At 37.9% G+C, this 14,239-nt stretch carries 15 protein-coding genes; 7 read left to right on the top strand and 8 right to left on the bottom strand.

Annotated features, from left to right (window positions below; translation table 11 throughout):
- Nucleotides 1-35 precede the first annotated feature (35 nt).
- Nucleotides 36-329 (bottom strand): co-chaperone GroES, encoded by a 294-nt coding sequence (locus H4J39_RS09615; protein ID WP_182177327.1) that lies wholly within the window; start codon nucleotides 327-329, stop codon nucleotides 36-38.
- Between the two features lie 118 nt (nucleotides 330-447).
- Complete coding sequence (locus tag H4J39_RS09610) at nucleotides 448-960, bottom strand: FxsA family protein (protein WP_182227752.1); 513 nt, start codon at nucleotides 958-960, stop codon at nucleotides 448-450.
- Between the two features lie 158 nt (nucleotides 961-1,118).
- On the opposite strand from H4J39_RS09610, the gene cutA reads away from it, so the two are divergent.
- On the top strand, nucleotides 1,119-1,430 hold the full coding sequence (gene cutA, locus H4J39_RS09605) for a divalent-cation tolerance protein CutA (RefSeq protein WP_182227750.1): 312 nt from the start codon (nucleotides 1,119-1,121) through the stop codon (nucleotides 1,428-1,430).
- Between the two features lie 5 nt (nucleotides 1,431-1,435).
- Nucleotides 1,436-3,262: a protein-disulfide reductase DsbD gene (locus H4J39_RS09600; protein ID WP_182227748.1), complete on the top strand. Its 1,827-nt coding sequence runs from the start codon at nucleotides 1,436-1,438 to the stop codon at nucleotides 3,260-3,262.
- 50 nt (nucleotides 3,263-3,312) lie between these two features.
- On the opposite strand, the gene H4J39_RS09595 is transcribed toward H4J39_RS09600, so the two are convergent.
- The 3 genes from H4J39_RS09595 to H4J39_RS09585 are packed head-to-tail and all read right to left on the bottom strand — an operon-like array spanning nucleotide 3,313 to nucleotide 7,351.
- On the bottom strand, nucleotides 3,313-5,775 hold the full coding sequence (locus H4J39_RS09595) for a bifunctional diguanylate cyclase/phosphodiesterase (protein ID WP_182227746.1): 2,463 nt from the start codon (nucleotides 5,773-5,775) through the stop codon (nucleotides 3,313-3,315).
- Nucleotides 5,776-5,778: 3 nt separating this feature from the next.
- Nucleotides 5,779-6,993 (bottom strand): hypothetical protein, encoded by a 1,215-nt coding sequence (locus H4J39_RS09590; protein WP_182227744.1) that lies wholly within the window; start codon nucleotides 6,991-6,993, stop codon nucleotides 5,779-5,781.
- Entirely contained in the window at nucleotides 6,965-7,351 is a 387-nt protein-coding gene (locus H4J39_RS09585; RefSeq protein WP_182227742.1) for a hypothetical protein, read from the bottom strand. Before H4J39_RS09585 ends, H4J39_RS09590 begins: the two co-directional genes overlap by 29 nt.
- 424 nt (nucleotides 7,352-7,775) lie before the next feature.
- Here H4J39_RS09585 and aroQ point away from each other — a divergent pair, with 424 nt between their 5' ends.
- From aroQ to H4J39_RS09560, 5 genes are all read left to right on the top strand, one after another.
- The gene (gene aroQ / locus H4J39_RS09580) at nucleotides 7,776-8,231 is read left to right on the top strand and encodes a type II 3-dehydroquinate dehydratase (protein WP_182227740.1); all 456 of its coding nucleotides are present in this window, start codon (nucleotides 7,776-7,778) and stop codon (nucleotides 8,229-8,231) included.
- Nucleotides 8,232-8,310: 79 nt separating this feature from the next.
- Nucleotides 8,311-8,754, top strand: coding sequence for an acetyl-CoA carboxylase biotin carboxyl carrier protein (accB, locus tag H4J39_RS09575; protein WP_182227738.1), 444 nt, complete (start codon nucleotides 8,311-8,313; stop codon nucleotides 8,752-8,754).
- Between the two features lie 32 nt (nucleotides 8,755-8,786).
- Nucleotides 8,787-10,133, top strand: coding sequence for an acetyl-CoA carboxylase biotin carboxylase subunit (accC, locus tag H4J39_RS09570; protein ID WP_182227736.1), 1,347 nt, complete (start codon nucleotides 8,787-8,789; stop codon nucleotides 10,131-10,133).
- A gap of 171 nt (nucleotides 10,134-10,304) precedes the next feature.
- Nucleotides 10,305-10,469 carry an oxidoreductase-like domain-containing protein gene (locus H4J39_RS09565; protein WP_182227734.1) on the top strand — a complete coding sequence of 55 codons (165 nt, stop codon included), beginning with the start codon at nucleotides 10,305-10,307 and terminating at the stop codon, nucleotides 10,467-10,469.
- Nucleotides 10,470-10,499: 30 nt separating this feature from the next.
- The gene (locus H4J39_RS09560; protein WP_182227732.1) at nucleotides 10,500-10,670 is read left to right on the top strand and encodes an oxidoreductase-like domain-containing protein; all 171 of its coding nucleotides are present in this window, start codon (nucleotides 10,500-10,502) and stop codon (nucleotides 10,668-10,670) included.
- Here the strand turns inward: H4J39_RS09560 and elbB are convergent.
- From elbB to H4J39_RS09545, 3 genes are read right to left on the bottom strand one after another with little or no spacing between them, the layout of a single operon-like run.
- Entirely contained in the window at nucleotides 10,667-11,320 is a 654-nt protein-coding gene (gene elbB / locus H4J39_RS09555; protein ID WP_182227730.1) for an isoprenoid biosynthesis glyoxalase ElbB, read from the bottom strand. The two genes, H4J39_RS09560 and elbB, sit on opposite strands and share 4 nt — an antisense overlap.
- A gap of 1 nt (nucleotide 11,321) precedes the next feature.
- Nucleotides 11,322-12,524 (bottom strand): multidrug effflux MFS transporter, encoded by a 1,203-nt coding sequence (locus tag H4J39_RS09550; RefSeq protein WP_182227728.1) that lies wholly within the window; start codon nucleotides 12,522-12,524, stop codon nucleotides 11,322-11,324.
- Nucleotides 12,521-13,969, bottom strand: coding sequence for a PLP-dependent aminotransferase family protein (locus tag H4J39_RS09545; RefSeq protein WP_182227726.1), 1,449 nt, complete (start codon nucleotides 13,967-13,969; stop codon nucleotides 12,521-12,523). Before H4J39_RS09545 ends, H4J39_RS09550 begins: the two co-directional genes overlap by 4 nt.
- Nucleotides 13,970-14,239 lie beyond the last annotated feature (270 nt).

Raw genomic sequence — 14,239 nt, 5'->3', positions numbered from 1 at the left:
GAATTCCTACAGTTTATATAAAGTCATTAACGTTACTATGACTCAACAATCGCCAAAATGTCTGATTCAGAAAGGATCAAAACTTCTTCGCCATCAATTTTTTCAGTTTTAACGCCGTAACCTTCACTAAAAATAACTTGGTCACCTACTTTTACGTCTAAAGCACGTACTTCGCCATTTTCTAAAATGCGACCGTTACCCACAGCAATAACTTCACCGCGCGTTGATTTTTCTGCAGCACTTCCTGTTAAAACAATACCACCTGCTGATTTTGATTCTATTTCTTTACGTTTAATTATTACGCGGTCATGTAATGGACGAATGCTCATTAATTTTCTCCTGAGAGTTTGTTCGCTCTCAATAAATTTAAAATAAAAGGTTATAAAACTTTGTTGCAATTAAAGATGGGGCTAATTTAAAACTTCACAAGCCCCGTTAAAACATTTTTTATTCTTTGCGCTCATACTCACCCTCAAGCGTTTCCCCTTGATGATGTGCAATCGGCTTTTTGGTGTCTGAACGATGTTCAAATGGTTCGGATGAAACGGGCTCTTCCTGTTGTGTATGTACCGAGCTTTGATAAGTAAAACCCGCTGCGGTTTGATTCATAACAAGACGCGACTGCACTGATTTTATTAACAGGCTTCTAACACTCGGTATCAGCAATGATAATCCAAAAATGTCAGTAACAAACCCTGGGGTCACCAAAAGTATGCCCGCAACCAGTAAAAGTAGTCCTGCAACTATTTCATCTGACGGCATTTCGCCTTGTGCCATTTTAGTTTGTACTGAGTTTAAGGTGGCAATCCCCTGCTGCTTAACATTTTTTGCGCCCAACCATGCGGTAATAATAACAATCGCAATCGTTGGCCATGCGCCAAGCCAAGCGCCAACATTAATCAGTACCATAATTTCGATAATAGGCACGGCAATAAAAAGGATAAATAAAAATCGAAACATTTAACATCTCTTCATTAAGAAAATTGATATAAGATGAAACATATATGGGGTTGAGCAGGTCTTTTTCAAGCATCAGGTAATAACAAAGGATTTCAAATAATGACCAGTGACTCATTTAAATTAAAAGCACTTAAGCTTTTGTTAAGGAAAGTCAGTTAATGTTTCAAGTAATAATGTGTACTTGCCCTGATATAAACAATGCAAAACTTATTGCACAACACCTAATAAAAGAAAGGCTTGCCGCTTGTGTCAATATTATTCCTAACGTTATCTCTATTTATCGCTGGCAAGATACGATTGAAAGTGATGAAGAAATACAGTTAATCATAAAAACACAAAGCGACAAATTTAACGAGGTAGCTAATGAAATAAAACGCTTACATCGTTATGATACCCCTGAAATTATCGCCATGAACATCCAGCAAGGCGACAATAGTTATTTAAACTGGATCAATGAGTCTTTAAAATAGTTGTTATGAAAAAAATTGTCTTACTTTTTTGGTTGGTCTTAACCAGTATCTTTTTACAATTACCCCATGCTCAAGCTCAGGAATCAATTTTTGACACTTCATCTTCGTCTTTATTTAGTAACGATGATGAGTTCCTTAGTGTTGAGGAAGCCTTTGAATTTAATTTCCATCAAAAAGAGGATCAACTAGAGGTCACCTTTACAATAGCTGAAGGCTATTATTTATATCGTCATCAGTTTAAGTTCAGCATTGAAAACGCAGAGATAACCCCCTTTGAACTGCCTAAAGGTGAAGACCATGAAGATGAGTTTTTTGGTGTTCAACAAATATTTACTGAGCAACTTAACTTTACGATTAAGCTGGTTAATGTTGAAAATGACGCCAGTATAAAAATACGTTATCAAGGTTGTGCAGCAAAAGGCTTATGCTTTCCACCAAAAAGTAAAGTGGTCGAGTTATCAAAATTTAGTCATCAAAACATCAGTGATGCTAACAATGTTTTAACGGCTATCTCGGCTGATAATGAAGCTGAAACAACATCGTTAACTGTTGAAAGTGCTAGCGAACAGCATCAATTAGCTGACATGTTAAAAAGTGATAATATTTGGCTAACGCTATTAGCTTTCTTTGTGGGTGGTTTACTGCTCTCCTTTACCCCTTGTGTCTTTCCTATGTACCCTATTTTGACCGGTATTATTGTTGGTCAAGGCGACAAACTTTCTACAGCAAAAGCCTTTCGTTTGTCGTTTGCTTATGTGCAAGGTATGGCAATAACGTACACATTATTAGGTATTGTTGTTGCTCTAGCTGGCGCACAATTTCAAGCAATGTTTCAGCACCCTGCTGTATTAATTGTACTAAGTGTTTTATTTATATTTTTAGCACTCTCTATGTTTGGCATTTTTAACCTTGCATTACCAAGTAGCTGGCAAAACAAACTAAATAACATCAGTAACAGCCAAAAAGGAGGTTCATATTTTGGCGTTGTGGTTATGGGCGCAATTTCTGGCTTAGTGGCATCACCTTGCACTACGGCTCCTTTAACCGGTGCTTTATTATATATTTCGCAGTCTGGTGATATTTGGCTAGGTGCTTCAGCGTTATACGCGTTAAGTTTAGGTATGGGTATTCCGTTACTTGTTTTAGGAAGTTCTGGTGGTAAGTTACTACCAAAAGCAGGAACTTGGATGACCGTAATTAAGAACGTTTTTGGTTTATTACTATTAGCTGTACCCATCTTTTTAATGGAAAGATTTTTACCAGAAGTTGTGACACAAACCATGTGGGCAATATTAGTCTTATCAAGTGCAGGTTATTTTTATACGGTTAATCAACAGACACAAAATAATTTTTGGTTTGGTGTTAGAAGTATCGTGATATTTGTGATGATATTTTTTGGCGCTAATCAAGCTTATCAATTAATCAATCCTAGCCAACAAGTTGCCGCAATCAATCAACAAGTATTGCAAAAACACTTTACGAAGGTAGTAACACTGACTGAATTATTAGCGGAAGTAGAACAAGCGAATAAACAAGGCAAAACCGTGATGGTAGATTTATATGCTGACTGGTGCATCGCTTGTAAAGAGTTTGAAGAATATACGTTCAATGCGCCTTCAGTACAAGAAGCGCTCAACAATACGCTGTTACTGCAAGTTGATATGACTGAGTTTGATTCTGTTGATAATGCGGCGTTTGCTAAAAAATACCAAGTCTTAGGTTTACCTTCTATCTTGTTTTTTAATCAACAAGGTAAAGAGTTAACTCAGCAAAGGGTAACGGGCTTTATGGGCGCTGAAGAATTTACTGAGCACTTACAGAAAATTCTCTAACCCCTCGCCTTCAATAAACAAGCACACTTTAACTCGCACAAATCTGCGGGTTAAAGTGCTGATACTTTCCAATAACCGTTGACAATTTTTGTGTCAATAAATTCCATCAGTTGTATTTCAGGAATAGGTTTAGAAAAGTAGTAACCTTGAATAATATCACAGTCGTTTTCCGTTAAACTGCGTAACTGAGCACTCGTTTCAACACCTTCTGCGATGACCTGCAAACCTAAGTTCTTCACCATAGCAATGGTTGACATAATAATTTGATAATCAGCTCGATTTTCTAACATGCCAAAAACAAAACTTTTATCTATTTTAATAACGTCGACTGGCATTTTTTTCAAATAAGCTAAGGACGAATAACCGGTACCAAAGTCATCAATAGCAAAGCTAAAACCTACATCTCTTAAACCATTCATCATTTCAATTGCACTATCAATATTTTTTACTAAAGTTTGCTCGGTCAACTCTAGCTCGAAGTGACTTGCCTCGAGCGAAAACTCAGCAAGTAAATCGATTAAATAAGGGGTTAGATGAGGATCTGCGAATTGCCCTGCCGACAAGTTTATTGCAATACGGACATCCGTTAGGCCCTTGTTGATAAATATTTGGCAGAGCTCAAAACAGCGTCTGATCACCCAATAACCCAGTTCAACCATATGCTGAGAATTTTCAAGAAGAGGAATAAAATCTTCTGGCGAAACCATACCTCGCTCAGGATGCTGCCAACGAAGTAACGCTTCAAAGCCGTATAGTTTTTTTGTTTTTGCATCTAATTGAGGCTGTAAACTTAAACTGAATTGGTTTTTGGCTAATGCCTGCCTGACTTCACTTTCCATCATCACCCGAAGCGCAACTTTCTTATACATCTCTTCATGGTAAATATGATATTTGGCGCCACCGTCATCTTTAGCTTCATACATAGCTATATCGGCATAGCTGATGAGATCTTCTGACTTAGTCATTTCTTCAGGAGCAAAAGCGATTCCAATGCTTGTACTTACATAAAAAAGGCTATTTTGTATTTTAATTGGTGCTTTAAACGCCTCTAAAATTTCTTCTGCAACAAGCACTGCGTCATTTTCATGGTCTAGATGCCCAAGAACGACAACGAACTCGTCGCCACCAAAACGACAAGCCATATCAATTTCCCTGATGCTAGAGCGTAAACGATTAGCCGCTTGAATTAATAACTTGTCGCCATCGGTATGACCATGGCTATCATTTACTTTTTTGAAGTCATCGAGATCTAAAAATAAAACGGCAATTTGTCCGTCACTGCGTGAAACGTTCAGCAACGCCTTACGCAGTTGATAGTTCAGCATATTACGGTTAGGTAAACCCGTTAATAAATCATACATTGCAATATTTTCGAGCTCTTTCGTTTTTTGATCAACTTCAATGTTTAATTGTTCAAGTTCAAAACTTAACTCGGTGGCCGCATCTGCCAAAACATCTAGTTCATCAATATATTTACCATTTCTTTGTAGGTCTGTTTGACGAAATCGATCAAATTCTTTTTTCGCCAGCAAAGGTAAAACATCTGATAACACCAGTAAGCGGCGCGTAAGAGGGCTAGCAACAAAGTGGACAACAATAGCTAATGCAATAAGAATAACAAGCGTAAAAATCAAAAATTGTTGGCGATTATGTTGAAATTTTCGAGTAAAGGCGGTGACATCATCGATAAGAGCAAGGTAGTAATAACGTTCATTGACATTAGCGATTGGAATTAAATTAATAAGATAACTGTTATCATTTACAGAGGCTTCTATCCCTTGAGTTTTAATGGTTTCGTTGTTAAAATTTTTCTGGCTAGCAACAAACAACTCGCTCACAAGTAAGGTATTTGTAGAAGAGATAAACTGAGCATCTGCAAGTTTAAGTGTCATCACACTATTTGTTGTTGATATAGGGTTATCAACCTGAGAGAAGCTCACCATTGCCAGCTCATTTTCAAGTGCTTGATTAATATCAAAAATCATATCAACAAGCGACACCGTCATGGCAACAACGGCCATATCACCTTTGCCATTTAATACGGGTACGGTTATTAACTGCACGCATTGCGCTTGGCAAAATAATGAATGTTCCGGTTGTTGAAGTTCGAGTACATTTTCGATACTCGCCTGAACAAACCTAGGGATGGGGTTAGACAGATATAGTTGTTCATTATTGTCAGAAATTAACCAAACATTTTCAACATTTTGATTCATTTGTAACGTATCAAATTGTGCAGAAAATTCTTGGGCTAACACATCAAAATTTTGTTGCTCTTTTAAACGGACAATGTCTGAAAAAGATTCCAGCCATATACGTCGTTGCTGCCGCAAAACGTTATTTTGTACGGTAAATTGTGCATGCCCTTTTCTTAAGGTGTCACTTTGATATTGTGTAAATTCTTGATTTAATCTTGATAAAGACTGATAAGAAAAAATAGCGCTCAATAATATTAAAGCACCAACGACTAACACTAATAATTTAACAGGAACACTAATAAATATTTTTTTCATCACTTAAAACCAATACATTAATTGTACAGCCCACATTTTCCAGTGTTCACTGTTTGCTTGAGGGTTAGGTAAAACAATAGGGTTAAGTCGAGCAGTGCCTTTTACCCAGTGGTATTCAGCATTAACTCTAAAGTTATCAGAAAAGTTGTATGAAAATCCTATCATGGCGTCATCTTGATAACCAAAATAGCTCGGCACTAATCCAGCACTTTGCTCTTGTAACTTATGGCCTCTTTTATCATTTTTATCTATATAAAATTTTTCGTAGCGACCAATCAGTGTGAGTTGTTGATCAACTTTGTAGCGAGCTTGAAAATAGCCCCCTTGACCAATGCTGTCTTGATTAAATGGTTGAGTATAAAAGCCTTCCGTTAAAAACCTTGTTTGCAAAATCTCTGAAGTAAATTCCCATTGTTCCCCTTCATACAACGCATTCATCGTGTAAAACTGAAAGACAAATCGTCCATCGACAAAAAAGTCTACCGCTTCTTTGTGATAATTAAACTCAGAGTCTAATAAGCTTAAACCAAATTTCCATTGAGAAAACACAGGGCGCCAGTATACACTCGCCTGTGTATCGAGTTCACTTTCTATACTTCCTTGCGCTAATCTACTTAAGATAACTTCTGAGTCGTCACTGTTAATCGGGCTTTTACCGCGACTAAAATTGAAATCGAATTCACCATATTCATCATTATTATAGGTTATCTTTAATGCAGCTCCATCTCCGCCTATAGCGATATCACGAAAACCATCAAAATAAGTGCCTTGCGGTAAAATAATGGAAGGACGCGCAAAAGGAATATCTCGAGTGCTTGAATGAAGCCAGTGAGCGTTTTTAAAGCGCCCTACAAACAAATTTGCCTGCAATTGCTCTGAACTATAGGCATTCCAATCCACCAAAAAATAGTCAACACGCAAACCTTCGTTGTAGCGATTACCACCATTTAAATACACAGCTTGTGCAGCAAAGCGAAAGTCATCAGACAATTGATAAGAGGTGTTAAGTCCAATTTCAGTTAACTTTAGCGAAAGTTCACCATCGTCATTCACAAAATTACTGCCATCAACATCGATAACACCTTGAGCAACAAAACCATGTATTTTTAAAGGCTCTGCTGAATGGTCATCTTGAGCAATGACATTACATGTCAGTAATGCTGATAAACATATTAATTTATAATTCACTTTATTCATCAATTTTAAGCCGATTGACATCACTTACCTCATTAATATTTTCAATATAACCAATAGCACCTGTTGTTGACTTAACAGCCTGTATTAATTCTTGTTCACTCGAAACAATGGTGGGTGCAATGCCCATACCTGAGAAAGTTAACTTGTTCCAAATACGGTCAAGTTGATAAGGGAATAAACGCAGGGTTTCTTTACAAAATTGTTGGTGAATTTTAGTTGTGCTCGATAAAACAAAAATGGTAATTGGAACACCATTTGCCCATTTGACTTGACGCATAGAATATATACGGCGAAGCTGAGTTGTTGTTATTGACGCAATATCAGCGCTGCTATTGGTAATAACTTCAACGGCAGAGACTGTAGGACTGCCAAAAAGCATGGCAAGCACCATTAACCTGAAGATAATTTGGTTGATAACTAAATCCTTGTTAATGGAAGTGGATAGTTTTTTATCTAGCCAAGCACTCTGTAATAACTATTTATAATAAGCTACTTACTACACAACAGCATACTTTCTGTTACTTATTTGTATATAAATAAGGCTAAACCAATGAATTAACTAATAAATATAGATAGTTATAGTGTAGTAAATTTTGACTGAAATACAAAACTTTATTGTCAGCTTATCAATAAAAAATACACCCCAAGTGATCAGACCAGTATTTTGCTGCTATATTCTGCGAAAACACTATAATAATCGCCTAACAGCAGAAATGTTCGATTTTGTTATTATCTATTCCATCATTGTAGTTTTTATGTGATGATATTTGTTAACTTGCTATTTAATAGGTTTTTCTCAGAAAATGACTACAAAGTTTAAAGTTTTAGTGATAAATGGCCCTAACTTAAATATGTTAGGAAAACGTGAGCCTGAAATTTATGGTGCGCAATCATTAACCCATATTATTGATGATTTAACGCTACAAGCTTTACCACTGGGAATTGAGTTAAGCCATTTGCAATCAAATGCCGAACACCTGCTTATAGAGAAAATACATAATGCTCATAATGAAATTGACTTTATTGTGATCAACCCAGCCGCATTCACCCATACAAGTATAGCGATACGTGACGCTCTTCTTTGTGTAGACATTCCATTTATTGAAGTTCATCTTTCAAATGTCCATGCCAGAGAGTCATTTAGACATCATTCGTATCTATCAGACAAAGCTATAGGTGTTATTTGCGGTTTAGGCGCAGATGGATATAAATATGCATTAGGGTCTGCGTATACATGGTTAACTCAACATAAAAGTTAACGCATAAACAACAGGGGATGGCTGATATTCAGTGGTTCTATTGACAACAAACATTACACATTGATAAAAAGGTATTCAAATGGATATTCGTAAAATAAAAAAATTAATTGAATTAGTAGAAGAATCAGGAATTAACGAGTTAGAAATCTCTGAGGGTGAAGAGTCAGTACGTATTTGCCGTGGTGGTACCTTAGTACAAGCCGCGCCAATGATGCATTCAGCTCCTGCACCTGCTCCAGTTGCAGCTCCAGTTACCAATGATACGCCAGCTGCACCTGCAGTTCTTTCAGGTCACGTAGTACGTTCTCCAATGGTGGGTACATTCTACGCTTCTGCCTCTCCTGATTCACCTGCTTTTGTAGAAGTAGGTAAACATGTAAATGCGGGTGATACTTTATGTATTCTCGAAGCAATGAAAATGATGAACCAAATTGAAGCTGACAAATCTGGTGTTATTAAAGAAATTCTAGCGAGTAACGAAGACGCTATAGAATTTGACCAGCCGCTATTCATCATTGAATAATCCTATATATATCAAAACAAAAGGGTCATTCCATGTTAGATAAAGTTGTTATCGCCAATCGAGGCGAAATTGCACTAAGAATATTACGTGCATGTAAAGAATTAGGTATTAAAACTGTTGCAGTACACTCTACGGCTGACAGAAACTTAAAGCACGTTTTATTAGCTGATGAAACTATCTGCATTGGTAAGGCACCAGCACCTGACAGTTACCTTAATATTCCTGCCATTATAACGGCAGCAGAAGTAACAAATGCAGTAGCTATTCACCCTGGTTATGGTTTTTTAGCAGAAAACGCTGATTTTGCTGAACAGGTTGAAAAGTCAGGCTTTGCCTTTATCGGTCCAAAGGCAGAAAGCATCCGTATTATGGGTGATAAAGTTGCGGCAATTAAAGCGATGAAGATAGCCGGTGTTCCTTGTGTTCCGGGTTCAGATGGCCCACTTAATGACGATGAAGCCGCAAATAAAGCCCATGCTAAACGTATCGGTTACCCGATTATCGTTAAAGCTGCTGGTGGCGGTGGCGGTCGTGGTATGCGTGTTGTGCGCAACGAAGAAGACTTAGTAGAATCGATTGCTTTAACAAAAAGAGAAGCTGGTACTATTTTCAAAAATGACATGGTTTACATGGAAAAATTCCTTGAAAACCCTCGTCATGTTGAAATTCAAATAATGGCTGATGGTCAAGGTGGTGCAATTCACTTGGGCGAGCGCGATTGTTCAATGCAACGTCGTCATCAGAAAGTTGTTGAAGAAGCTCCAGCACCAGGAATTACTCCTGAAATGCGCGCTAAAATTGGTGAGCGTTGTTGTAAAGCTTGTCTTGATATTAATTATCGTGGCGCCGGTACTTTTGAATTTTTATACGAAAACGGTGAATTCTACTTCATTGAAATGAATACCCGTATTCAAGTTGAGCATCCAGTTACTGAAATGATCACCGGTGTAGATTTGATTAAAGAGCAATTACGTGTTGCTGCTGGTCAACCATTATCTTATACCCAAGATGATATTAAAATCGCTGGCCATTCAATAGAATGTCGTATTAATGCTGAAGACCCACGTACCTTTGTTCCTTCACCTGGGAAAATCACTCGTTTCCATCCTCCTGGAGGTTTAGGTGTACGTTGGGATTCTCATATTTACGCTGAGTACTCGGTTCCACCAAATTATGACTCTATGATTGGAAAATTGATCACTTGGGGTGATAATCGTGATGTTGCTATTGCACGTATGCGCAATGCCTTAGCCGAATTAGTGATTGATGGTATTAAAACCAACATTGCCTTACATCAAGATATTTTAAATGATAAAGGTTTTGTTAATGGCGGTGCAAACATCCATTATTTAGAGAAAAAATTAGCTGAATCTGAATAGATTTCAGTAGATTTAATGATAAGCCCTGCATCGCAGGGCTTTTTTATGTTGGGATGGGTGTTCAGGTCTTAACCTAGTAACAAAAATGAAGCCCCGACATCCAAATAGGCGATGTCGTGATATCATGGCTGACAATGAACAACCTATATCTTACTCACTGAATTTTAAAATATGACTGAATTACTTGAAAAACCTTTACCACCTGCTGATGGTGAATGTTGTGATAGCGCTTGTACACCTTGTGTTTGGGACAATTTTTATGCGAAACGCAAAGCATGGCGCCTGCAACAAGTTGCCTTAAAAGAAAAGCAGGTTCAAGAAAGCGAGTCGAATTAATATTAATCGATTTTGTAAGCGATGTTTCTTATGAGTGAATTACTTAAAAAACCTTTACTCCCTGCCGATGATGATTGTTGCGGTGGTGGCGCTTGTTGTCCTTGTGTATGGGACCATTATTATAGCGAACACGAAAAGTGGCGTTTACAGCAAGCTGAATTACAAGCTAAAGAGCAAGCAATAAACGCTGAACAACCTTAGCTCAAGGCAATCACTTTCTTCACCAGTTTATTGATGCCACTGGCCGCTTCAACAAGCGACGTCGCTAGCATATAGGCTGGTGTTGAAACAAGTTTGTGTTTTCCATCAACAATAATATCACCCACTTCGCAATCAACGTGCGCTAAACCACGATTCATTAACGATTCTGCAATATCACGATCTTTACCAATGGTCCCTTGGGTATCTTCACCATAAATAAGGGGGATCATTGCGGGTGCAATACACATAAAGCCGAGGGGTTTATCTGCTTTAATAAAACATTGTGCCGCAGCAAGCACTTCAGCATTAATTTGATAATTTTCTGCATCAAGCGCAAAGTCACATAAATTTTTTGCTGCACCAAATCCACCGGGGAAAATTAATGCATCAAATTCGTCTTGATAGAGCTCGGTAATATCTTCAATATCACCACGAGCAATACGTGCAGACTCGACTAAAACATTACGTGTTTCATCTTCACTAACAACGCCCGTTAAATGATTAATCACGTGATGCTGATTAATATTAGGTGCAAAACAACGGTAAGTTGCGCCTTGCTGCTCGATAGCGAGTAATGTCAAAACACTTTCATGAATTTCACTGCCGTCGTAAACGCCACAGCCAGATAAAATAATCGCTACTCTTTTCATGTTAATCCTTAATTACTATACTTTTTGTCATATTCGGTAATTGACATAATAAAACGACTATTATCGAACACCACATTAATAATGCAAACGGTAAAGCACTACCATCGTAAAAATACGCTAATATCGGTCCCGCCAAGGCGCCAATACCAAAACGTAGTGTACCAATTACAGCGTTTGCTGTACCTGATTCACGGGTAAATTCTTGCATAATAAGTGCATCAGCATTTACCGCTATCATTGATAAACTCCCCATTAATGGCAACACAGCAATCGCGGTATAAACGAGCGAAAGTTGTAAAAAGTTAACCACTACTAATAAAGATGAAAAGCATAAAGCAACGATTAAACCGTACGCCAGCATTTTTGTTGAGCCTTTACGGCTTACTAAACGCGTATTAATAAAATGTGCCATCATCAACGCGACCACATTAACCGCAAAAAGCAGGCTAAATTCAAACTCAGAGACTTTAAAAACGCTCAGATAAACAAAAGGGATTGCGGTGATATAAGCAAAAAAAGCCAGCGATATAACCATTGAACTCACAATATTTAATTGTGATTTTTTATTGGACAACACAGTTTTATAGCGTTGAATAAAACTAACTGGCGCTAAATTCTGTTCTCGTTTAACTTCTGGTAAAAAGCGATAGACTAAAAGTAAAATAATAAAGCTGTAGCCCGCTAAACTTAAAAATATAAGCTGCCAACTATGCAGCAGTAACACTGAGCCAATAGCAGGCGCTATCATAGGCGCTATCATCATAATCATAGATACATAAGAAAACCCTTTCGCTGTATCTTTGCCATATCGCTCTTTTATCGTACCTGGCACAACAACCGTTGCCGCACTACTAATAAATGCCTGAAAAAATCGAAAGGATAAAAATTGTTCAATACTCGTGACAAACGTTATCGCTATACTCATGACGATAAAGCCGGATATACCAAGCATAACGAGTTTTCTTCTGCTGCGCTTATCCGCTTGAGGGCCAAAAAACAATAAACCTAGGGCATAACCTAACAAATAAATACTTAAGCTATTCTGCACCGTTGGCATATCTGTAGACAGTTGCTCAGCCAATATAGGCATTGCCGGTAAATACATATCAATTGCCAGAGGAGAAATAGCAATAATTGCTGCTAATAATGGCAATAGTAGCTTTAAGGATAGCTCTGCTTGTTCGCTAATTTTTAAGTTACTCATGATTTTTCCGGATAATCGTGAACAAGTTTGCCAAGGTCGGCGATAGCTTTATCTATTTTTTCACACCATTTTACACCATAGCTGATACGCATAAAGTTTTTGTATTGGCCTGTGGGTGAAAATATTTCACCGGGAGCAAAGCTAACGCCTTTCGCAATCGCTTGGCTGAAAAATTTACTGGTATCTACATGAGAACGACAACGGATCCATAAGACACTGCCTCCTTGAGGTTGTGAAATACATACTTCATTTGGAAAATGGTTGGCGATTAAAGCGCGCATCCGTTCACAGTTATAGCGTAAGGTTTTTCTTAAAACTTGTAAGTGGCGATCGTACTCCCCACTCATCAAATAATCGGTTAGTGTCCATTGTTGTAACATTGGGGTTGAACAAGACTGAGCGCGCTTAATACGCTTTGCTGCTTCTTCAAATTTCCCCGGTAATAGCCAGCCAACACGATAACCAGGCGCCGCTGTTTTTGAAAAAGACGAACAAGTAAGTACTAAGCCTTTTTCCGAATAAAGCTGGGCTGGCACAGGACGATTTTCGCTAAAATATAAATCACTATAAACTTCATCTTCAATAAGAGGAATATCATGCGATTCTAACAAGCTGACCATGTCCTGGCGCTGTTTGTCGGTCATCATAGAGCCAAGAGGGTTAGAAATAGCGGTAGAAAACAAACACGCTTTAACGGGATGTTGCTTGATAACCTTAGCGAGTTCTTCAACACAAACGCCCTCTTCAGTACAGGTGTAAACTTCTAAGGCTTTCATGCCAAGGCTTTCAATTAATTCAATTAACCCAAAGAAACAAGGAGATTCTACCGCGATAATATCACCGCGTTCCGCGACGCATTGTAAGGCAATTGACAACGCCTCTTGAGCACCACTGGTAATAATTATGTCGTCATGATTAATAGCAACACCCTGTTCCTGATAACGAAAAGCGAGGTTTAAACGTAATTTTGGATCGCCATTTACAGGGCCATAGCTCACCGCTTTCTCAGCATGTTTACTTAACACTGTTCGCATTAAGCGTGCTAAAGCTTTATCTGGTGGGTGCGCATTAACCGGATTAGAAATTCCCAACGCAACCGAGTCAGGTAGATGAACAGCATCGTACACTTGCTCGATTAAACTTCGACAAGAAATTTCAACAGGCTCGCAACTTGCCCATATAGCGCGCATTGGCTTTAAAGTACGTGCTTTTTTTGCTTTTAAATAATAACCAGACTGTGGCCTTGCAGAAATAGTACCTTGGCGTTCTAATTCAATATAGGCTTGCTTTACGGTTGGAATACTAATCTCAAACTGTCTACTGAGCTTTCGTAAACTAGGCAGTTTATCTCCAGCTCTTATGGCGCCACTTTTTTCTTGGAACTCAACAAAGTCGATAACTTGCTGATAGAGGAACTCTGAGGAAGATTTGTCTAAAAGACGCATTTTATCTAGCCATTACAAACTGTACAGGTTGCATTTTACATTTTTTGTATCTGTTACACAACAGAGTGTCCTATAAACTATCCACTAGTAGAGTTATTCACTAGTAGAGTTATTCACTAGTAGAGTTATTCACTTAAACGTTCGAAAGTATTAAAGAGAACACCAGTACTTTACATTGTAAGAAATCATTAGTAGCTAGATAAACATTTGATTAAATAATTATCGATTGAAAAGCCCTGTTGTTATTGAATACACAATATATAAATGTAT

It is taken from the genome of Colwellia sp. Bg11-12, from assembly GCF_014076955.1.
GTDB lineage: Bacteria > Pseudomonadota > Gammaproteobacteria > Enterobacterales > Alteromonadaceae > Colwellia_A.
This window is presented reverse-complemented; position numbering and strand designations above follow the sequence as displayed.